This window comes from Streptomyces longisporoflavus (assembly GCF_014649775.1).
In the GTDB taxonomy this organism is placed as follows: domain Bacteria; phylum Actinomycetota; class Actinomycetes; order Streptomycetales; family Streptomycetaceae; genus Streptomyces; species Streptomyces longisporoflavus.
Map to the genome: position 1 here is coordinate 396,547 of NZ_BMTR01000001.1, position 20,658 is coordinate 417,204.

The window sequence follows — 20,658 nt, forward strand, 5'->3', positions numbered from 1 at the left end:
GTCCGTATGCCCCCGGCGCTCTCACACCTTGATCGAGTTGAGCTTCTCCGGGTTGCGGACGCAGTAGACGGCCGTCACGGCATCGCCGCGGATCTCGACCGAGGTCATCTGGTCGAGTCTGCCGTCGATCAGCACCACGACGGAGTGCATCCCGTTGTAGGTGCCGACACGGATGTCGAGTTCGCCCATGCGGGCGCCCTTGTCCAGGAGTCCCAGCAGCAGTCGGGCCACCTTGTCGGGCCCGACCACGGGCTGCCGCACCGCGGTCACGTTCCCGCCGCCATCGGCCAGGAACACCACATCGGGCGCGAGCAGGTCCATGAGGCCCTGGACGTCGCCGGTCGTTGCCGCCGTCATGAACCGTTCGGCGATCGGCTGTGCCTCGGCCGGGCCGGCGACCGCGGTCTGCCGCCTCGCGCGCACGCTGTTGCGGGCGCGCCGGTTCAACTGACGCACGGCGTCCTCGGACTTGTCCACCGCCGCGGCGATCTCCGCGTAGTCGAAGCCGAACACCTCGCGCAACACGAACACCGCGCGCTGGGTGGGGGTCAGGGACTCCAGGACCAGCAGCATCGCGGTGGTCACCGCCTCGCCGGTGAGTACGTGGTCGATGCCGTCGGACGCGTCCCCGGCAGCGGAGGTCTGCAACGGCTCCGGCAGCCAGGGCCCCACGTACTGCTCCCTGCGGCGCACCGCCGAACGCAGCACGCCGAGCGCCTGCCGGGTGACGATCCGCGCCAGATAGGCCCGGGCGTTCTCCACCGAGGCGTGATCCACCGACCGCCACCGCAAGTAGCTGTCCTGCAGGACGTCTTCGGCGTCGGCGACCGAACCGAGGATCTCGTAGGCGATCGAGAACAGCAGGGCCCGGTGCGCGGTGAACTCGTCCGCGGGGTCAGGCCGGTCGGTCACTTCGGACCCCGCAGCCAGGCGTAGGCGGCGGTGCGGGTGCTGAACTTCGCGTAGCGGCAGACGCGTTCCTTGATGGCGGCCGAGGCGCGTCCGGCGAAGTAGATGTGGCGCGCGGTGTCGTCCGTGCGGACGGCCTGCAGCAGTCCGTCGCGCCGGCCCAGGCTCACCGCCTGTCCGATGTACCCCATGGAGTAGGGCTTGGGCTCGCGGTTCTGGATCATCCGCGCCAGCGTATCCGCCGCGTGTGCGCCCTGCGGCATGGCCGTCGCGCAGGCCGCACGGGAGCCGGGGACCGCCGCGCAGTCACCGACGGCAAAGATCCGCGGGTCGGTCACACTGCGCAGATGCGCGTCGACCACCGCCCGCCCCTCGGCATCCACCTCAAGGCCGCTGCGGGCGGCCAGGTCGGGCACGCTTCCGATGATCGCCCACAGCGTGAGGTCGGAGGTGAAACGCGGGTGCGACCGCGGACGCACCACATCGCCGCCGGCCTCCCCGGCCCCTGCTTCGATCCCCGCCACGAGGTCTTCCACGACCTCCACGTGCAAGCGGGCCAGGGCCGTGCGCACCCGCTTCCGTGCTCCTGCCGACAGGCTCTCGCCGATCGTCTCTCCCACGATCCGCACACGGAGATCGGGCCGGGCCGCGGCGATCTCGGACGCCGTCTCGATGCCCGTGAGGCCGCCGCCGATGACGGTGACCGTCCTGCCGCCGGGCAGCGCGGCCAGCGCGGTCCGCGCCTCCTGCGCGCCTTCCCAGGTCCCGACCGGAACGGTGCCCGGCAGCGGGGCGACCGTGCTGCCCACCGCGAGGAAGAGGAAGTCGAAGTCGAGGTCGGCTCCGTCCTCGAGAGCGACCTGGCCGTCGCCGATCTTGCCGACCGTGCCTGTCCGTGTCGTGACCGCCTCGCCGAGCATCGACGTCAGCGGGGTCGCCGCGGAACCGGTCCCGGCGATCTGTTCGTGCAGCCGTACCCGTTCGACGAAGTCCGGACGGGGGTTGACCACCGTGATCTCGGCGGTCCTGACCTTCTTGGCCAGCCGGTTCGCCGCGATCGTCCCCGCGTAGCCGGCTCCCACCACCACGACCTTCATATGTGCCTCCCGTTGTGCGGTCGTTTCGCACACGGGATGCGGCAGGTCCTGCGTCTGTGACGGGCGGGAGAGGTGACCTGTGTCACGCTCGCGTGTGTCGCGGTCGCCGGCCGCGGACGAACGCGGAGGCAGGGAGCACTCGGACGAACGCCGGAGGGAGGGAGCACCCCTGCCAGGTGCTCCCTCCCTCCGGCGTCAGCTGCCCGTCACCAGGGCGCCCTCAGCCGCGTCAGTGGCTCGGGCCCTGCTTCCGGTCACGCCAGTTCTCGCCCTTGGCGCCGCGCTCGCCCTTCATGCCGCGCTCGCCCTTGGCGTCGTCGAACTCGATCTGCTCCTTGCGCACCGTGTCGGAGACCTCCTGGGTCTCGGTGACCTTCTCGGTCTCCAGGCGCACACGCTCGACCGGCACAGACTCCTTGCTGACCACCGCCCGCTCGGCGTGCAGGGTCACCTCGGTCTGCTCCTCGCCGATGTTCGCCCGCGTACGGTCGCCCTCGCGGATGGGCTCGCGTACGACGCGAACCTCCTCGTGCGAGACGGGGACCGAGGTCTTGACGTCCTCGTTGACGACCACCTTGCGCAGTCGGGCACGCCCGACCTCCTGCTCCTCGGTGCCGACATGCAGCTGCTCCTCCGAGCGGATCATGTCGCCCTTGTGGTCGTCGCGTGCGCCGGAGCGGGTCGCCATCTCGCGCTCACCGGCTCCCATGCCCATGCCGGCTCCGGCGCCGGCTCCGGCCATGCCCGCGCGACCGCCTGCCGCCGGGGTGGTGCGGCCACTGGACCGGGTGAGGCCGTAGTGCGCGTAGAGGTCCTGCTCCTCGCTCTGGTCGAGGTGCTGGTCGGCGTCCACGCGCGGGGCTTCCTTGACGGCCTCCTTCGTGGCCGCCACGTGCAGCTCGTCCTGCTGGCGGCGGGCGCCGGCGAGCGGCACGAAGCTCTGCTTCATGCCGAAGAGACCGGTCTTGACGGTCACCCACTCGGGACGCCCAGTTCGGTCGTCGAGATACACCTGCTCGACGCTGCCGATCTTTTCGCCGGTCCGGTCGTAGGCCGTCAGGCCCGCGAGCCCGTCGGCGCTGGTGAAGGCCTCGCCCTGAGTCATGGGTGATCACTCCCTCGCAGCGCGCGACGGGCAGACTCGGATCTCGCCACGGACGCCGCACGCGTCCCCTCCATCGCGCGCCCGACCGGTGCGTGCCGCAACCAGGAGAGTCACTGAGCGTGTGCGGAAAGTACGGCAAAAGCCCTGTGACCTGCTGTTTACGGCTTTTGAACCGATTCGGTCCGCTGTATCTCGCTTAGGCCATTCGGGTGACGGTCGCGAGGCGACCCTCTGGCCTCCTCAGGCTTCCTCAGGCCCGGGCGTACCGCCTCCCGCCGAGGCGGCTCGACGTGCCACCGATGTCCGGCCGTCGCAACGCGCCATCTCCACCGTGAACTGGGCCCCAGCCAGCAGCGCCAGGTTGGAGACCCAGAGCCACACCAGGAAGACGACCACTCCCGCCAGTGAGCCGTAGAGCTTGCCGTAGGTGCCGAAGCCCGTGGCGTACAAGGTGAACAGGCCCGAGGACAGGAGCCACAGCACCGCCGCCAGCAAGCCGCCCGGCAGGCTGCGGCGCCAACCGCGCTCCGAAGGCGGCGCGTTGCGGAAGAGCACGAGCACGAGCAGGACCACCAGGCAGACCAGGGCCGGCCACCTCATGATGTTCCACACCGTCTGGCCCGCGTCGCCGACGCCGACGCGCCGCCCCACGGTCTGCACGAGCGAGCCGCTCAGGACGAGTACGAGCGCGCTGGCGGCCAGCAGCGCAAGCAGGGAGAGGGCGGTCATGAGGACGCGGTGCGCCTTGCGCAGCGCGGGCCGGGTGTCCGCCACGCCGTACATCGCGTGCAGCGCCCGCCGGAAGACGGCCGCGTAACTGGACGCGGACCACAGGGCGCTGACACCGCCGGCGACCACGACCGTCACCGCGGCGGAACGCGCGCCCGCCATCTCGGTGAGCGCCTCGTTCAAGGCGCTGCCCGACTGCGCGGGCGCCCAGTCGGTGACCTCGGTTATGAGGTTCTGGGTCGTGCCGGGGCTCACCAGGCTGATCAGGCTGACCGTGACGAGGAGGGCCGGCAGCAGGGCGAGAATCGCGTAGTACGTCAGGGCCGCGGCCCAGTCCGACACGTCGTCGTTCCACATCGCCACCGGGGTACGGCGCACCGCGGCGCCCCGCTGTGCCCACGCGCCCGTCGCGTCCGGGACATGGGCGGACCCCGCACCAGCAGGCGTCGCGGAACTGTCCATGGGGCTACTCCTCGTTGTTTTTCGCGGGCGGCGCACTGCGCCGTCTTCCCGGTTCGTCCCCTTGGACACGCGCCGCGCGCATCCGTCACGCGAACGCGGGCGGAAAGCGATCTTCCCCTTCCCGCCGCCCGTGGATCGCGGCGGGTCCCCGCACGTCAGCCGTTGGCGGAGGTTGCCGTTCCGTGACATCCCGGACAGGGCTGTGACGCGGACGGGGACAACGGGCACGGGGTGTCGCGGGTCGTACGTGGTGTGGGAGTCAGCAACAGGCAAGCTGGCCCTTCCGAAACGGGGAGTTGAAGATCATGAGTATGCGTATCAGCCGGGGACTGTGTGTCGTGGGTGCCGGAGCGGCCATGGCGGCTGTGGTGGCGAGTACGGGTCCGGCGGCCGCCGCCGGCTCGCCCCGGTTCCTGTCACCGTCCGAACTGCCGCCGCACGCCACCTCGGAGTGGACCGCTGGACCGGTGACCGCGGGCCAGCCCGACCCGCTGCCGATGTGTGTGGGCGACGCACTGCCCTCCATCTCCGTGCACCGCGCCTACCGCACGGATCTCGACACCGGCGCCCTCCAGGTGACGGTCGTCGAGCGCAGCGAGCAGCGCGCCAAGGACTTCGCCGCCCTGCTGCGCAAGGACCTGGACGGCTGCGCGAAGAAGCTGATGGAGCAGGATCCCGAGATCACCGCGCAGCAGAAGTACTACGGGAAGCTGAATGTCGAGGAGGGCGCGCACGTCTACGGCGTCCACACCGAGGCCACGTGGGGAGCCTCCGACATCAACATGTTCTCGGTCGGGCGGGACGGCACCACGGTGACGCTCGTCCAGTGGGGACAGATGGGCACCTTCGCCGACGCGCAGGTGGCCGACTTCAAGACAACTACCGTCAAGGCCGTCAACAAGCTCTACTGACCCCAACAAGCCGTATCCACACCGCATTTCACCTGTGCCGCCCATCGACCTTTTCCGGTGGGCGGCACAGGCGTGCGGGGGTGTGGAGGGGGCTCCTCCGGTCGCGGGCTCCGTGGCGTAGCTCGCGCGCTTCGCCCGGATTCGGCCCCCCTACTTCCAGCCAGACTAAGGCTAGGCTAACCTTCACGCCGTGAGATCAGGTGAACGCGCAGGTAGCGCCACACGTCCGCGCGGTCACGAACTGTCCGCCGAGCACATGACCGTGTCATACGACGGCGTAGACGTCGTGCACGACGCGGCCCTCCAGCTCAGGCCCGGCGAAGTGACCGCTCTCGTCGGCCCGAACGGGAGCGGTAAGTCGACGCTGCTGCGCACCGTCGCCCGCCTCCAGGGTGCCCGGCACGGCACCCTGACCCTCGATTCCGGTACGGACGATGCCGCCGACGGCTTCGACCTCACCGCCCGCCAGTTCGCCCGGCATGTCGCGCTCCTGACCCAGGGCCGCCCCACGCCCGGTGGCCTGACCGTCCGTGACGTCGTGGAGTTCGGCCGCTACCCCTACCGCGGCCGCTGGGGGCAGGCCGACGCCGGGGGCGCCGCCGTGGTGGAGCGCGTGCTCGTCATGACGGGCGTCGACGGCTTCGCCGACCGCGCCGTCGACCAGCTCTCCGGCGGGCAGTTGCAGCGGGTGTGGCTCGCCAGCTGCCTGGCCCAGGAGACCGGCGTGCTCCTCCTCGACGAGCCGACCACCTACCTCGACCTGCGCTACCAGATCGAACTCCTCGATTTGATGCGTGACCTCGCGGACGACGGCGGCATCGCCGTCGGCGTCGTCCTGCACGACCTCGACCAGGCGGCCGCCGTCGCCGACCGCATCGCCCTCCTGGACTCCGGGCGCATCGTCGCCGACGGCGCCCCCGAAGACGTACTGCGGCCCGAGCGGCTGTCCCAGACGTACGGCATCCGCATCGAGGTCGAGACAGACCCCCTCACCGGCCGGCTGCGCACCCGCGCGATAGGCCGCCACCACAGCAGAAGCGAAAGGCTCCACTCCTCCTCATGAGAAGCCCCCTCATCGCCGCGGCCGCCGCCGCGGCAGCAGCCCTCATTCTGTCCGGTTGCGGCACCTCCGAGCCCGCCGAGAGCAGCTCGGACAAGAAGTCCGAACCGATCACCCTCACCGACGCCAACGGCGCGCAGGTGAAGCTCGACGGCCCCGCCAAGAAGGTCGTCGGCACCGAGTGGAACGTCGTCGAGTCCCTGGTCACGCTCGGTGTGGACCCCGTCGGTGTCGCCGACGTCAAGGGCTACAAGGCGTGGGACTCCGCCGTTCCGCTGGGGAACGACCCCAAGGACATCGGCACCCGTGGTGAGCCGAGCATGGACACCCTGGCCGGCCTCACCCCCGATCTCATCGTCACCACGACCGACATGTCGGCCTCCGCGGTGAAGCAGATGAAGAAGGTCGGCCCGGTCCTCCAGGTCAAGGCCGCCGACGGCGCCGACCAGGTCGGTCAGATGTGGGACACGCTCGACGTCATCGCCAAGGCCACCGGCACCACCGACGAGGCCGCGAAGGCCAAGAAGTCGTACGAGGCCAAGGTCGCCGAGGGCAAGAAGGCGCTGAAGGAGGCCAAGCTCGACGGCTCGAAGATCGCCTTCGCCGACGGCTACGCCGCCTCCAACCAGGTCTCCGTGCGCGGCTACACGAGCAACTCCCTGCTCGGCGCCGTCAACGAGGACCTCGGCCTGAAGAACGACTGGAAGATCAAGGGCGACAAGGACTACGGGCTCGCCACCACCGATGTCGAGGGGCTCACGAAGCTCGGCGACGACGTGAAGTTCGTCTACATCGGCAACAAGGGCGACGGCAGCTCCGACGTGTTCACCGACGAGCTCGCCGACAACGCCGTCTGGAAGTCGCTGCCGTTCGTCAAGGACGACGAGGTCCACCGCCTGCCCGACGGCATCTGGATGTTCGGCGGCCCCGAGGCGATGGAGGCGTACATCGACGCCCTCGTCGACACCCTGAAGAAGTAGGAGACCGTGGCCGTCACCGCAACGCCCTCCACCACGCCCGAACGCGCGGTCGCATCCCCCACGGGCGCGGTCGCGGTGACGGCCGGTCTTGTTCTTCTGGTCGCCGTTCTCGCCGTCGTCGACATCACCCAGGGCACCGCGTCCGTCGGCGCCGGCCAGGTGTGGAAAGCCCTGACCGGCCAGGCCGAACAGGGCGACTCCTCCGTCGTCATCGCCTCGCGCATGCCGCGCATGGTCGCGGGGATACTCGTCGGCGTCGCGCTCGGCGCGGCCGGCGCCGCCCTGCAGGCGGTCAGCCGCAACGTGCTCGCCTCCCCGGATACCCTTGCCGTCAACGCCGGTTCGTATCTCGCCCTGACCGCCCTGGTCGCCAGCGGCGCCACGGCTCCGCTGCTCGCCTCGTCGGGAGTGGCCTTCGTCGGCGGTCTCGCGGCGGCCGCCGTCGTCCTCGCCCTCGCGGGGCGCAGCGCCGGAACGGTGCGCCTCGTCCTCGCGGGCAGCGCGCTCGCCCTCGGACTCAACGCCATCACCGACGCGTTGCTCCTGTTGTTCCCCGAACGGACCGAAGGCCTCTACCAGTGGGGCCAGGGAAGCATCAGCCAGAACGGATTCGACGGTGTCTCCCAGATGGCGCCCGTCATCGTGGCCGCACTCGTCGGACTGCTGCTGATCGCCCGCCGTATCGACGCGCTGGCCCTGGGCGATGACGCCGCGCACGGGCTCGGCATCCCGGTCCGCGGCACGCGCATCACGTCCGTCGTCCTCGCCTCGCTGCTCGCGGCCGCGACGGTGACCCTCGCGGGGCCGATCGCCTTCGTGGGTCTGTGCGCGCCGGCTCTGGTGCGGCCGCTGGCCGGCCGCTTCCGCGCGCTGGTACGCCATCGCACGCGCATCCCCGTCTCGGGTCTCGTGGGCGCGATCCTCGTGCTGGGTTCCGACGTACTGCTGCGTGCGGTGACGTCGTCCCAGACCGCGGTCACCGTGCCCACTGGCGTCATCACCAGCGTCGTCGGCGCCGTGTTCCTGGTCGTCATGGCGATGCGCACCCGCGACAGCGGCAACGCCGCCGCGCCGGACCGGCTGCGCATCCCCAGCCGGACGGTCTACCTCATCACGGTGGTGCTGCTCGTGGGCGTGCTGGTGGGCGTCACGATCGCCGCGGTGCTCGTCGGCGACAGCACGTTCCTGCTCGGCGACGTCGTCAACTGGGTGCGGGGCCAGTCGGGCCAGGCCATCACCTTCGTCCTGGACACCCGGGTGCCCCGGGTGGCCGCGGCCCTCCTGGCGGGCGGCGCCCTTGCCCTGTCCGGCACGCTCGTACAGTCCGTGACCCGCAACCCGCTCGCGGAACCCGGTGTCCTCGGCGTGTCGGGCGGCGCGGCCCTGGGCGCCATCATCCTCGTCACCTCGGCGCCGGGCGCCGGCTCGTGGAGCATCGTGGCCGCGGCGTTCGCCGGCGCCGCGGTCAGCTCCCTGGTCGTCTTCGGGCTCGCGGCGAAGGGCGGCTTCCAGAACAGCAGGCTCGTCCTCGTCGGCATCGGTGTGTCCTCGGGAACGATGGCGCTCATCAGCCTGCTCATCGTGCTCACCGACCGCTTCAGCGCGACCAAGGCGCTGATCTGGCTCTCGGGCTCCACCTACGGACGGAGCGGCCCCGACGTCCTGCCGGTCGCCGCCGTGCTCGTGGCCGGTACGGTCGTGGCCCTCGCCCGGCGCAAGGAACTCGACCTTGTCTCGCTCGACGAGGACACCCCCCGCCTCCTGGGCCTCAACCTGTCGCGCGGACGCCTCGGCTTCCTCGTCGTGAGCGTGCTGCTCAGTGCCACCGCGGTGGCCGCGGCCGGCACGATCGGCTTCGTCGGGCTCGTGGCGCCGCACGCGGCGCGCGCCCTGGTGGGGCGCCGGCACGTACGGGTCGTCCCGGTGGCGATCCTCCTCGGCGCGACCCTGGTCTGCCTCGCCGACCTGCTGGGCCGCACCGTGATTGCCCCGGCCCAGATGGGGGCGGGCCTCATGACGGCCGTCGTCGGAACGCCTTACTTCGTGTACTTGCTGGTGCGCAGCCGCCGGTAGTGCTGGGACCGCGTAGGTTCGCCGGGCGGGTGGCGGCCGACGAGGGCTTCGTCGTCCAGACGGCCACCATCCGCCCCACCAAGCTCGGCCGGCCTTTCACTCGCTGGTCGCTGCGCAAACGCGTCGTCTGCCTGCGCACAGTCCACGGCCGAGTGATCCGTATCGGGCGCGAGGCGTGATCAGGCCCACTCCAGCCCCGAACGGGGCCGGTTCAGGAGAAGGACGGTGCCAGAGGAGCCAGAGGGGAATGGCTCAGGAGGCGGACGGCTCGATCTCCCCCGCGAAGACGATGACCTGGTCGATGAGGCTCCGCCGCAGATGGACGACGTCCGTTCCCGCCAGGCGGGGTCCTCCGTCGGGCGTCGTGAAGACCCATTGGTAGCGGGCCCACTCGTCCGGCATGTCCACCGCCGAACAGCGCACCATCGTGCCGGTCCCCGCGGGGTGGCGCCGGATGTCCAGCACGAACCGCTCGACCGCCTCGATTCCCTCACTGCGGCCCAACGGCCCCCAGAAGACCACGTCCGAGGTGAGGGCCTGGGAGAGCAGCGCAGTCACATAGCTGTCGTCCGAGGCGTTGAACGCGGAGATGAACGTGTCGATCGCGGACCGCGCGGTGTCTTCCTGCTCTTCCTGCATGCACCAGTAATACCAGCCGCCTCGCGGGCCCAGTTCCGCGGCGGGTCCGGGCAGTTGGCCGATGCGTGCCGGGAAGCGAAGACGGCCCCGCCGCGACGGGGGGACGCGGCGGGGCCAATTAAGCGAGTGCCCGGCGAGCCGGGGTTCACGCCTGTTGCCGCCGAATAGTTTCGGCGGCCCTAAGAAAACGCCGCGAACGCCGCGAACGAACGGACGCCGCGAACACCACGTACACCGCGAGCACCGTGCCGCCCGCCACCGGGGCGGGTGGCGGGCGGCACGGCGGGTCATGGCCGGGCGGGCGGGGTCAGCGCCGCAGCGGTGCCGCCGCGGGCTCCTCGGCGTCGGCGCCGTCCTCCGGGAACGTCTTCATCCGCACCGCTTCCGTGCCGCTGTCGTTGTGGCGCAACGCCCAGTTCTCCAGCGTCGTACGGCACGCGTGGTCCAGGTGGCGCACCTCGGTCAGGTCCAGCTCGATGGGCCGGTCCTTGGGCAGGGCCTCCAGGGTCTCCAGGATGCGCGGCAGACGCAGGAACGTGGCGTTCCCGGTGAGGGTGACCACCATCCGGCCGCCCGTCAGTTCGCGTACGTCCAGGTTCACGTGGGAGGTGTCCCAGGCGGACTTGACCACCGCGAGCACCAGGCCGAGCACCACGCCCTCGAACATGTTGGTCACCACGATGGCGATCGCGGTGGTGGCAAGGACCAGGGCCTCGCCCCGGTGGGTGCGGGCCAGCGGGACGATCGCCTTGACGGGGATCAGCTTGAAGCCCGCGTGGACCAGGACACCGGCGAGCGCCGCCAGCGGGATGATGCCGAGGGCGGCCGGCAGCAGCACGGCGAAGAGCAGCAGCCACGCGCCGTGCAGGACGCGCGAGAGCGGGGTGCGGGCGCCGGCCTCGACGTTGGCCGAACTGCGCACGATGACGGCCGTCATGGGCAGAGCGCCCAGCACACCGCACACCGTGTTGCCGACGCCCTGGGCGACGAGTTCCTTGTCGTACTGCGTGCGCGGTCCGTCGTGCATGCGGTCCACGGCCGCGGCGCTGAACAGTGATTCGGCGGAGGCGATCAGGGTGAACGCCAGGACGGTGCCGAGCACGGCCACGCTGCCCAGGTTGGCCAGGTCGCCGAATCCCGGCGGCTGGATGGCGTCGAAGAGGCCGCGCACCGTCACGTTGGCCACGTCCAGGCGCAGCCCGGCGGTGACGAGGGTGGCCAGCGCGACGGCGGCCAGCGGGGCGGGCACCACGCGGACGGCCGCGGGCAGCTTCGGCCACAGCAGGAGCACGGCGATGGTGCCCAGACCCACGGCAGCGGCGGTCAGGGCGGTGGTGTCGCCGAGCACGTCGACCAAGAGGCCGGGAAGGCCGGTGATCTTGTCGATCCCGGAGCGTGGCTGCTCGGCCCCGGCCATGGTGTACAGCTGGCCGAGGATCAGTACGAGTCCGATGCCGGCCAGCATGCCCTGGACGACGGACACGGAGATGGCGCGGAACCAGCGGCCGCAGCGCAGCAGGCCGAGGACTATCTGCAGGGCGCCGGTGAGCAGCACGATGGCGCCGAGCATGCCGAGCCCGAACTCCTGCACGGCCTCGAAGACGAGCACGGTGAGGCCGGCGGCGGGCCCGCTCACCTGCAGGGCGCTGCCCGGCAGCATGCCGACGACCAGACCGCCGACGATGCCGGTGACCAGGCCAAGTTCGGCGGGCACGCCGGAGGCGACCGCCACGCCGACGCACAGCGGCAGGGCGACCAGGAAGACGACGAGTGAGGCGAGGAAGTCCTTGCGCTTGACGCCGGGTTCACGCAGCGGGCGGAAGGGGGAGCGGAGTGAGGTAAGGATGTCGGACATGAGGGTGGGGGGTCCTGTCGTGAGAGCGGGCCGGTCGGTGGGGCGCGGCGGTTCTCACAACGGACCGAACGCCGGCCGGTCGTCGAAGGACGGTTGCTGGGCGGTGATGTTGCCGGTGTGCACTTCGTAGTACCAGGCGTGCAGGGTCAGCGACCCGTCGGCGATCCGCTCGCTGACGCAGGGGTAGGCGCGCAGCCGGTCCACCTGTGCGAGCACGTGTGTCTGTACGGCTTCGGCGACGTCCGCGGAGGCCGGGACGAGGGAGCGCAGGGCGGCGTCCGGGGCGACGGAGTGGTCGAGCCAGTCGCGCACGGCCGGGACGGCCGACAGGTCTTCGCCGCGCACCAGGGCGCCCACGGCGCCGCAGTGCGAGTGTCCGCAGACGACGATGTCGCGGACTCCGAGCACGCACACCGCGTACTCGATGGTGGCCGCCTCGCTCACGGGGCTGCCGTCCCGGCTGACGTCGTCGGCGCGGGAGGGGTAGGGCGGTACGACGTTGCCCGCCGTACGGAGTTCGAAGAGTTCGCCGGGGCGGGCTCCGGTGATCAGGGTCGGTACGACGCGTGAGTCGGAGCACGTGATGAACAGGGCCTGGGGCGCCTGCCCTGACTCCAGGGCCTGGAAGGCCGCGGCGTTTTCCGGGGCCGCGACGTGCGTCGCGGCGAAGGAACGGGCGTTGTCGATGAGGGGCTTCATGCTGGCCTGCCTCCTGCGTCTCTGCGGCGGAGCCTGGACGCGGTGTGGTCGGGTCGATGGTGAGAGTGGGGCGCGTGGGCCGCTGAGTGAGCAGCGGGCACCGTGTCGCCCCGGAGACAGCCTGTATGGCGGCTGTGACTCTCACTTTGCCATCGCATTAACCTTGGATGACAGGGCAAAAATTTGCCAAAGATTGAGTAATAAACGCCCCTGAGCAGGGAGTTGATCCAGGCCTCAACCATTGGGCAAGGGTTCCTGTGGAGATCATGTGGAGCTCAGGAGGCCGTTGTGTTTACGCCACCTTGCAGTCGCGACGCATCGAACGATTGCAGGGGGAGGAGACGGGAGGGGCTGCCCGCCGCAAACAGCTGCCGTGTGCGTCCGGACGCCGCTACCGTGCCGTCGTGATCGGTTCTGAGCAGCCTCTTCTCTTCCTCGACGTCGACGGGCCCCTCATCCCCTTCGGAGCGACCCGGGAACAACTCCCGGACGGCTACCCGACCTATGAATCCGGCCACACCCCGCGGGAACCCGACGCCAATCCGCTGATCCCCCGGATCAACCCGGCCCACGGTCCCCGCCTCCTGGCGCTCCCTTGTGATCTTGTGTGGGCCACGACCTGGATGTCCGACGCGAACGACTGCATCGCGCCCTGGCTCGGCCTTCCGGAGCTGCCCCTGGTGAGCTGGCCGGAATCGGCCGGATCGGCCGGATCGGCCGACGAGGACGCGAGGTACGGACTGCACTGGAAGACCCGCCCGCTCCTCGGCTGGGCGGCCGGACGCCCGTTCGCCTGGGTCGACGACGAAATCACCGACACCGACGAGGCCTGGGTGGAGGCGCACCACTCAGGGCCGGCCCTGCTGTGCCGCGTCGATCCGCGGCGGGGCATCACGGACGAGGACTACGCGACCCTCGGCAGCTGGCTGCGGACGCGGCGCGGGGCGGGCGCGCGTCGGGCTCCGCGCCCGCGCCGGTGAGCCCTCGCGGCAGCGCCGCGCCCGCCGGCCCGATCACGCGTCGGGCACCCGATCGGTGGTCGGGCGGGCCTGCGGCGTCTCTCCGCGCCCATGCCGCGCCGCCGCCCGCCGATGCGCCTGGACGCAAGCGCCGGCCGTGAACGCGACGGTGCTCGCGAAGGACGCGGCGAGGGCGGGGTTGAGCCAGGACGGAACGACCGCGGCGGTGAAGGCCTGCCCGTCGGCGGTACGGCACATCACGTGCAGCGGCAGCAACCGCACCTCATGGTCCAGCACCTGCGCACCGTCCGGCCGATGAGACGTATAGCGGCACTGGTCCATGGGCGTGGAATCCGCACCCCCGCTCTCGCTGACGGCCAGCCCGACGGCCACGAGGCCGAGAAGGTAAAGGGCGGCGGTGACGACGGCGGAAAAGATCGCCATGCCCCGGACGAACGTCGAGTCGGAGTCGGTGCCACCACTGGGTTCGGCCATGGGGGCAAACCTATCGGCGCGCCTCGGCAGGCGGCATGACCTTTTCGGTGCCGTACGCCTAGCCCGTGACGGCGGGCCTGAGCACCTCCTGGCACCACTGGCGGAAGCCGGTGGGGGCGTGCTCGGGAGCGCTTGGCGCGGTGGCGCCGTAGAAACCCTGCGTGTCCAGGGCCGCCGTCATGTCGGCAAGCCCCTGTGCCCGAGCCTCGCTCGCCCCGTGGCGCCGCATCGTCGCCTTGTGGTCCGCGTGGCTGGTCCGCCGCACACGCACCGGACGGTCGAGCACCTCGGAGATGACCTGTGCCATGCCCAGCAGTATCGTTCGACGGTCACCGCGGCCCTGGTCAGGGTCGCCGTATCGGTGGCCGAAGGAGTACGCGACCATGCCCATTGACGTGCGCCCGGCTTCGGTCTTCGAGGATGTCCGCGCTGTGCTCGGCCCCAAGTCGCCCGGCTCCAACGTCTGCTGGTGCCTGAGCTATCGCATCCCTTCCAAGCTCAACAACGAACTGCGCGGGCCGGCCCGCGGCGAGTACGTCGCCGGGTTGTGCGGTGCGAAACCCCCGCCGGGAGTGCTCGCCTACGACGGTGACGAGCCGGTGGGCTGGGCGGCCGTGGCGCCGCGCTCGGAGACGTCCTTCGCACGCAACCGGAAGATCCCGCACGTGGACGAGCTGCCGGTCTGGTCCCTGTGGTGCGTCCGCGTACGGCCGGGCCACCGCAAGCAGGGCATCTCGCACGCCCTGATCGCAGGGGCGGTCGAGTTCGCCCGGGCGCACGGCGCACCGGCGATCGAGGCGTACCCGCTCGACAACGGCGACGCCAGGGTCGACCTGACGATGGCTTATGCCGGCATCCGCACGAACTTCGAACGTGCCGGATTCACCCACACCGCCGACACGACCTCCGTGCTCGCCGGCCATCCCCGCGTCCTGATGCGACTCGACCTGCGATGACGCGGTTGCTCTGCCCTGCCTTTTGCCCTGACATGGCACGGCAGGGCGGGGCGGCCGGACTCAGGCGCGGCCAGGGTGTCAGCGCGCGTCGTCGGAGTCCTCGTCGATGAGGTGCACCGCGGCCTCCTCGGCGGAGGCCGCGCCGCCGTCGATGCCCATGTCCTCGCCGATCATGTCCTGTTCGGCGTCCTCCTCCGCGTCCCCGTCGGCCCCCTCGTCCGGTACGAACAAACGCCCGGCGCGAGCGTCTCCCACCTGTGCCTCGTCGATCGGCTCGCCGTCGGTGTCGATCGTGTCGCCGATGCCGTCCTCGTCGTCAGCGGCTCCCGGAACTTCGAGCGCGGGGTCGGGCCGCTCCTCGGACAGGCGTTCCGACAGGCTCTCGCCCTCCTGCTGTTCCTGGGCGGTGGTGCCGGTGTGGGCCACTCCGAGGGGGCGTTCGGGAGGCGACCAGCCCTCGTCGTAGGGGTCCGCTCCGCGGTCGTTGAGCGTGTCCTCCGGGTCGAGGATGCCCTCGTCCTCGCGCACGTCCTCGGTGTCGGGCTGGTAGACCTCGTCGCCCATGACCTCTTCGTTTCCCACGGTGCTCGTCCTCCTTCATGCGCGAGCGATGCTGGTTCCCGCCGTGTATCCACACTGATCCAGAACACACGTTCCGGCACGCAGGGGCTGAGGGCGCGGCGGCGGGTCCACGGGTCACAGTGCGCTCGGCGGGCGCCATTCGAGGAGCAACAGCGTCGCGTCGTCGCGCAGTTGGTTGTCCTGCCGGTCGAGGATGGAGTGAATGAGCTGGCGCAACGCCTCGGGTGCCGGCTCGCCCGCAGCGGTGGCGCGGATGATGCTGTCCGTGAAGCGTTCGAGGCCGAACTCGGCGCCGCCCCTGGTCCGCAGTTCGGTGACGCCGTCGGTGTACATCAGCACCCGGTCGCCCGGCTCGAGGGCCTGCTCGTGGACCTGCCACGTCACTTCGGCCAGTGAGGCGGGGGTGCCCAAGGGCGGCTGGGCCGGACGTTCGAGCGCACGGTCGAGGACGCGGTGGTCCCGGATGAGCAGGGGCGGCGGGTGGCCGCAGTTGCACCACCGCAGTACGCCTTCGGCCAGGTCGACCTGGGCGAGGATGCCCGTGCAGAACTGTTCGGGCAGCCACCCGGCCAGCGCATCCTGGATGGTCTCGACGAGATCGGGCAGCTGCGCTCCCGCCCGGCGGGCGTTGCGGCAGCCGGCCATGGCCACCGCGGTCGTCAGACCCGAGGCGAGGTTGTGGCCCATGGCGTCCAAGATCGCCACGTGCAGGGTGGCGGGGGTCAGGGAGTGGTCGAAGGCGTCGCCGCCGATCTCGTACGCGGGTTCGAGCACGGCGGTGGAGATCACATGAGAGTTGCCGATCGTCCGGGGCGGCAGGAACGCCCGCAGCATCTCGGCCGGCAGCTGCATCGTCTCGGCGCGTGTCCGGCGCGCGAAGCTGTCGCTCGACGCCCGCTTCGAGGTGATCGTCATGGCCAGGACGGACGCCAGCATGCGACAGCGCCGCAGCAGCGCGACGTCGAGGGCCGCGGCGGTGGCACCGATCACGCCGAGGCGCTCGGCACCGTCGATCAGCGGCAGCCAGGCGACGATCCTGCCGTCGGCCGGCTCCTCGACGCGCAGCGCGTGCGCCCGGTAGGCCGAACCGGCGACGGTGGTGTCCACGTCGAGGGTGGGCGGCCCGTCGGCCAGCGACACCAGGCACCGCTGCTGGATGTCCACGAGATACACGTCGATCCGGTCGAGTCCGACGGCGTCGGCGAACCGCTGAGCCAGGGCGGGAAGCTCCATCGCCGCCGCCGCGTGCGCCCCGGCGAGCAAGTGCTCGAAAAGCTGCTCGCCGGGGCCTGGCTGCCGGGGGTCCGGCCCGCCGGGGCCGCCGGGGTCGGAATTGTCGGGGACGGGCGCCCCGGACTGGCTCGACATTCTGTGATCACCGCCTCATCAGCAGTCTCACATCGGGGCCCGGATCCCGCCCGGCCTCGGGCCTGCGGGGGGTGCATTTCGGCTACACCCGCCGCAATTCCGGCGTGAGCGGGCCCTGCCCGGTACACCCGGTCGGCCGTCCCGGGGGGTGACCCCGGTCCGCGGTGGGTCGCGAGGTCGGCGTAAGGTCGCGGACCGGCCGCATGCGGCCGAACCGACCCACACAGTCAGCCGAACAAGGAGTCGCTGGTCATGCCAGCCAATGAGGCCGCTCAGGCGCCGATCTACGAAACCCTCGTCCAGGAGCACGGCGACGTCCTCGCGACAGCGCGCAAAGCCGCCGAGGAGACCCAGCAGAGAGCCGAGGCGGTGCTGGACTTCAGGGGGCCGATCACGGTCGTTCCGGACGACGCCCCGGCCGCCGAGTCCGCCTGAGCGCTCCCGAGGGGCCCCTCTCGCCTCGGGTGCCCCGCGGCGCTTGATGGGCGACGCTGGAAGCACACGTATGCCGTCGCAGTCCCCGACGGCCGGAGGTGCCGATGGACCCCGTAGAGGCGCTGGAACGCATCGCCTTCCTGCTGGAGCGCGGCCGCGCCCCGACCTACCGGGTGCGGGCCTTTCGCACCGCGGCCGCGGTGGTCGGCGAACTGGCGGACGGTGAGGCCGCGCGGCGCGCCGCCGACGGGTCCCTGGAGTCGCTCAAGGGCATCGGTCCCAAGACCGCCGGAGTGATCCGCGAGGCGCTGGCCGGCGAGGTTCCGGGATACCTGGAGCGGCTGGAGGGCGAGGCGGATGCCCCGCTCGCCGAGGGCGGTGCCACGCTGCGGGCGCTGCTGCGAGGCGACTGCCACCTCCACTCCGACTGGTCCGACGGCGGCAGCCCGATCGAGGAGATGGGCCGCGCGGCCCGCGACATCGGCCATGAGTGGGCCGTGCTCACCGACCACTCGCCCCGGCTGACCATCGCGCGCGGACTGTCGCCGGAGCGGCTGCGCGAGCAGCTCGCGGTGGTCGCCGGCCTCAACGAGCGGTGGGCGCCCTTCCGGCTGCTCACGGGCATCGAGTGCGACATCCTCGACGACGGGTCGCTCGACCAGGAGCCCGAGCTTCTCGACCGGCTCGACGTGGTGGTCGTCTCCGTGCACTCCAAGCTGCGCATGGACGCCGACGCCATGACGCGCCGCATGATCGCCGCCGTCAGCAATCCACGCGCCGACGTGCTCGGTCACTGCACCGGGAGGCTCGTCACCGGGCGCGGCAGGCCCGAGTCCCGGTTCGACGCGGACGCGGTGTTCGCCGCGTGCGCCGCCGCGGGCACCGCGGTGGAGATCAACAGCCGCCCGGAGCGACTCGACCCGCCGCGCAGGCTGCTGCGCAAGGCCGTGGACGCCGGAGTGCTGTTCTCCGTGGACACCGACGCGCACGCGCCGGGACAACTGGACTGGCAGGTGATCGGCTGCGCACGGGCCGAGGAGTGCGGGGTGCCCGCCGAACGCGTGGTGACGACGTGGACGGCGGAGAAGCTGCTGGCCTGGACACGGGAGAGCCGGGCGGCCGGCTGACCGCGACACTGCGACACGGCGACGCTGCGACACGGCGACGCTGTGACACGGGCCCTCAGGCGCCCGGGACGCCCCGGGCGCCGTTCGGGGCGTGGCCGGACGGCTCAGAGGCCGCCCGTCAGGACCCGGTCCGGGGTGAGGGGCAGTTCCCGCAGGCGCCGGCCCGTCGCGTGGTGCAGGGCGTTGCCGATGGCCGCCGCTGTTCCGACGATGCCGATCTCGCCGATGCCCTTGCTGCCCATGGGGTTGAGGTGGGGGTCGTCCTCGTCGATCCAGTGCGCCTCGATCGCGGGTACGTCCGCGTGCGCCGGTACGTGGTAGGCCGCGAGGTCGGCCTCGGTGAAGTCGCCGAAGGCCGCGTCCATCGTGCTGCCCTCGGTCAGCGCCATGCCCAGGCCCATCGTCATCGCGCCGATGAACTGCGAGCGTGCCGTGCGGGAGTTGAGGATGCGCCCGGCCGCGTAGACGCCGAGCAGCCGGCGCACCCGTACCTCCCCGGAGACGGTGTCGACGCCGACCTCGGCGAAGTGGGCGCCGAAGGCATGGCGGGCGTAGTCGCTGTCCGCGTCTGCCGTGCCCTCGGTGTCGGCCGTGGCGCCGACGCCCTCGGGGGGCAGCTGCTGGCCCTGCTGCCCGGCCAGGCGCGAGGCCAGTCGCGTACAGGCCTCGTGGACGGCCCAGCCCCAGGAGGCCGTACCGGAGGAGCCGCCCGCCAGCGGCGCGTCGGGCAGGTCGCTGCTGCCGATGTCGGTGCGCACGGACTCCAGGGGGACGCGGAGCGCGTCGGCGGCGACCTGGGCGAGCACGGTGCGGGCGCCGGTGCCGATGTCGGTGGCGTTGACGCGGACCACGAAGCTGCCGTCGGGGTAGGCGTGGGCGCTGGCCCGGCTCGGCGCGACGACCACCGGGTACGTCGCCGACGCGACCCCGCTGCCCACCAGCACAGGTCCCTCGGAGCGCGAGCGGGGGCGCGGGTCGCGCTCGGACCAGCCGAAGAGGCGGGCGCCCTCGCGCAGGCACTCGGCGAGGTGGCGGCTGCTGAAGGGCTTGGAGCTGTCGGGCTCCGTGCGGGTGTCGTTGCGCAGCCGCAGCTCGATGGGGTCGATGCCCAGGTTCACGGCGAGTTCGTCCATCGCCGACTCCAGGGCGTACATGCCGGGCGCCTCGCCGGGCGCCCGCATCCAGGAGGGGCTCGGCACGTCGAGCGGGACCACCCGGTGGGTGGTGCGGGCGTGCGGCGAGGGATACATGACGCGGGTGGCGGCGGCGGCCGTCTCGACGAACTCCTTGACGCGCGAGGTGTGCGCCGTCACCTCGTGGATCACGGAGGTCAGCGTGCCGTCCTCCTTGGCTCCGAGGCGCACCCGGTGCAGGGTCGGCGAGCGGTGGCCCACCACGGCCGGCAGGTGGCGCCGGGGCAGGACGAGCTTCACGGGCCTCTCGGTCATACGGGCGGCCATGGCGGCGAGCACCACGTGCGGCCGGGGCGTGCCCTTGGAGCCGAAACCGCCGCCGACGTGCTCGGAGACGACCGTGACCTGCTCCTCGGGCAGCGCGAACAGGCCGGCCAGGACGTCGCGGACGGTGGTGGCGCCCTGGCTGCTGTCGTGGGCGGTCAGCCTGCCGTCCTGCCAGTGGGCGGTGGCCGCGTGCGGCTCCATGGGGTGGTTGTGCAGCGGCGGCACCCGGTAGGAGACGTCGACGCGGGCGGGCGCGGCGGCGAAGGCGTCCTCCGCGTCGCCGCGCGTGTGCTCGCCCGAAGTGCCGTCCTCGTCCTCCGGCACATGGGCATCGGGGTGATCGGCCTTCAGGGTGACGTCGTGCGGTTCGCTGTCGTAGGTGACCCGGACGGCCGCGGCGCCTTCGCGTGCCGCCTCCAGGGTGTCGGCGACGACCAGCGCCACGTACCAGCCGCGGTGCGGAACGCGCGCGTCCTGGAGCACGGCGAGCGTGGCGTCGTCCGGCTCTTCCAGGCGTGGCGCGTTCAGATGGGTGAGGACCTCGATGACGCCGGACACTTCCAGGGCCGCCGTGGTGTCGACGGAGGCGACCGTGCCGCGCGCGACGGTGGCGGGCACCGGCCAGGCGTAGGCGCACCCCTCGGGGGTGTGCTCGGCGGCGTAGCGGGCGGCCCCCGCCACCTTCTGGGGGCCTTCCCTGCGCCCGGCGGGCGCTCCGACGGCGCTTGCGGTGTCCGGCATGGGTTCTCCCTGGAAG

General features: G+C 71.6%; 21 protein-coding genes. 9 read left to right on the forward strand and 12 right to left on the reverse strand.

Annotated features, from left to right (window positions below; genetic code table 11):
- Positions 1-21: 21 nt before the first annotated feature.
- The 4 genes from IE226_RS01865 to IE226_RS01880 form a co-directional block, all read right to left on the reverse strand.
- The gene (locus IE226_RS01865) at positions 22-912 is read right to left on the reverse strand and encodes an RNA polymerase sigma-70 factor (RefSeq protein WP_190079130.1); all 891 of its coding nucleotides are present in this window, start codon (positions 910-912) and stop codon (positions 22-24) included.
- On the reverse strand, positions 909-2,006 hold the full coding sequence (locus tag IE226_RS01870) for an NAD(P)/FAD-dependent oxidoreductase (RefSeq protein ID WP_190079131.1): 1,098 nt from the start codon (positions 2,004-2,006) through the stop codon (positions 909-911). The genes IE226_RS01865 and IE226_RS01870 overlap by 4 nt, the downstream gene beginning before the upstream one ends.
- Positions 2,007-2,235: 229 nt before the next feature.
- Positions 2,236-3,111 carry a DUF2382 domain-containing protein gene (locus tag IE226_RS01875; protein WP_190079132.1) on the reverse strand — a complete coding sequence of 292 codons (876 nt, stop codon included), beginning with the start codon at positions 3,109-3,111 and terminating at the stop codon, positions 2,236-2,238.
- A gap of 240 nt (positions 3,112-3,351) precedes the next feature.
- On the reverse strand, positions 3,352-4,302 hold the full coding sequence (locus tag IE226_RS01880) for a YihY/virulence factor BrkB family protein (protein WP_190079133.1): 951 nt from the start codon (positions 4,300-4,302) through the stop codon (positions 3,352-3,354).
- A gap of 305 nt (positions 4,303-4,607) precedes the next feature.
- Here IE226_RS01880 and IE226_RS01885 point away from each other — a divergent pair, with 305 nt between their 5' ends.
- The 5 genes from IE226_RS01885 (at position 4,608) to IE226_RS01905 (ending at position 9,505) form a co-directional block, all read left to right on the forward strand.
- On the forward strand, positions 4,608-5,213 hold the full coding sequence (locus IE226_RS01885; RefSeq protein ID WP_190079134.1) for a hypothetical protein: 606 nt from the start codon (positions 4,608-4,610) through the stop codon (positions 5,211-5,213).
- Positions 5,214-5,469: 256 nt separating this feature from the next.
- Positions 5,470-6,276, forward strand: a complete 807-nt coding sequence (locus IE226_RS01890; RefSeq protein WP_373306844.1) for an ABC transporter ATP-binding protein — start codon at positions 5,470-5,472, stop codon at positions 6,274-6,276.
- Entirely contained in the window at positions 6,273-7,253 is a 981-nt protein-coding gene (locus IE226_RS01895; protein WP_190079136.1) for an ABC transporter substrate-binding protein, read from the forward strand. The genes IE226_RS01890 and IE226_RS01895 overlap by 4 nt, the downstream gene beginning before the upstream one ends.
- A 6-nt stretch (positions 7,254-7,259) precedes the next feature.
- On the forward strand, positions 7,260-9,326 hold the full coding sequence (locus IE226_RS01900; RefSeq protein ID WP_190079137.1) for an iron ABC transporter permease: 2,067 nt from the start codon (positions 7,260-7,262) through the stop codon (positions 9,324-9,326).
- Positions 9,326-9,505, forward strand: coding sequence for a hypothetical protein (locus IE226_RS01905; protein ID WP_444546068.1), 180 nt, complete (start codon positions 9,326-9,328; stop codon positions 9,503-9,505). The genes IE226_RS01900 and IE226_RS01905 overlap by 1 nt, the downstream gene beginning before the upstream one ends.
- A gap of 73 nt (positions 9,506-9,578) precedes the next feature.
- Here the strand turns inward: IE226_RS01905 and IE226_RS01910 are convergent, their stop codons facing one another.
- The 3 genes from IE226_RS01910 to IE226_RS01920 all read right to left on the reverse strand — a co-directional run bounded on the left by IE226_RS01910 (position 9,579) and on the right by IE226_RS01920 (position 12,519).
- Positions 9,579-9,965, reverse strand: a complete 387-nt coding sequence (locus tag IE226_RS01910) for a nuclear transport factor 2 family protein (protein WP_190079138.1) — start codon at positions 9,963-9,965, stop codon at positions 9,579-9,581.
- A 307-nt stretch (positions 9,966-10,272) separates the two neighbouring features.
- Positions 10,273-11,820, reverse strand: coding sequence for a SulP family inorganic anion transporter (locus IE226_RS01915; protein ID WP_190079139.1), 1,548 nt, complete (start codon positions 11,818-11,820; stop codon positions 10,273-10,275).
- Positions 11,821-11,874: 54 nt separating this feature from the next.
- Positions 11,875-12,519: a carbonic anhydrase gene (locus IE226_RS01920; protein ID WP_190079140.1), complete on the reverse strand. Its 645-nt coding sequence runs from the start codon at positions 12,517-12,519 to the stop codon at positions 11,875-11,877.
- A gap of 404 nt (positions 12,520-12,923) precedes the next feature.
- Here IE226_RS01920 and IE226_RS01925 point away from each other — a divergent pair, with 404 nt between their 5' ends.
- Positions 12,924-13,499, forward strand: coding sequence for an HAD domain-containing protein (locus IE226_RS01925; RefSeq protein WP_229870329.1), 576 nt, complete (start codon positions 12,924-12,926; stop codon positions 13,497-13,499).
- A gap of 33 nt (positions 13,500-13,532) precedes the next feature.
- Here the strand turns inward: IE226_RS01925 and IE226_RS01930 are convergent, their stop codons facing one another.
- Together IE226_RS01930 and IE226_RS01935 are read right to left on the reverse strand one after the other, a co-directional pair.
- Complete coding sequence (locus tag IE226_RS01930) at positions 13,533-13,973, reverse strand: hypothetical protein (protein ID WP_190079142.1); 441 nt, start codon at positions 13,971-13,973, stop codon at positions 13,533-13,535.
- Between the two features lie 58 nt (positions 13,974-14,031).
- A complete protein-coding gene (locus IE226_RS01935) occupies positions 14,032-14,280 on the reverse strand; it encodes a hypothetical protein (protein WP_190079143.1) in 249 nt (82 codons plus the stop codon).
- Positions 14,281-14,356: 76 nt separating this feature from the next.
- On the opposite strand from IE226_RS01935, the gene IE226_RS01940 reads away from it, so the two are divergent.
- Positions 14,357-14,929 carry a GNAT family N-acetyltransferase gene (locus IE226_RS01940; RefSeq protein WP_190079144.1) on the forward strand — a complete coding sequence of 191 codons (573 nt, stop codon included), beginning with the start codon at positions 14,357-14,359 and terminating at the stop codon, positions 14,927-14,929.
- Positions 14,930-15,007: 78 nt separating this feature from the next.
- On the opposite strand, the gene IE226_RS01945 is transcribed toward IE226_RS01940, so the two are convergent.
- Positions 15,008-15,493 carry a DUF5709 domain-containing protein gene (locus IE226_RS01945; RefSeq protein ID WP_190079547.1) on the reverse strand — a complete coding sequence of 162 codons (486 nt, stop codon included), beginning with the start codon at positions 15,491-15,493 and terminating at the stop codon, positions 15,008-15,010.
- 132 nt (positions 15,494-15,625) lie between these two features.
- Positions 15,626-16,879 (reverse strand): PP2C family protein-serine/threonine phosphatase, encoded by a 1,254-nt coding sequence (locus tag IE226_RS01950; protein ID WP_190079145.1) that lies wholly within the window; start codon positions 16,877-16,879, stop codon positions 15,626-15,628.
- Positions 16,880-17,131: 252 nt separating this feature from the next.
- Between IE226_RS01950 and IE226_RS01955 the strand changes: the two genes are divergently transcribed.
- Together IE226_RS01955 and IE226_RS01960 are read left to right on the forward strand one after the other, a co-directional pair.
- Positions 17,132-17,314: a hypothetical protein gene (locus tag IE226_RS01955; protein ID WP_190079146.1), complete on the forward strand. Its 183-nt coding sequence runs from the start codon at positions 17,132-17,134 to the stop codon at positions 17,312-17,314.
- Between the two features lie 104 nt (positions 17,315-17,418).
- Positions 17,419-18,441 (forward strand): PHP domain-containing protein, encoded by a 1,023-nt coding sequence (locus IE226_RS01960; protein ID WP_190079147.1) that lies wholly within the window; start codon positions 17,419-17,421, stop codon positions 18,439-18,441.
- 104 nt (positions 18,442-18,545) lie between these two features.
- Here IE226_RS01960 and IE226_RS01965 read toward each other — a convergent pair whose 3' ends face one another.
- Positions 18,546-20,642, reverse strand: coding sequence for a xanthine dehydrogenase family protein molybdopterin-binding subunit (locus tag IE226_RS01965; protein WP_190079148.1), 2,097 nt, complete (start codon positions 20,640-20,642; stop codon positions 18,546-18,548).
- Positions 20,643-20,658: the final 16 nt, after the last annotated feature.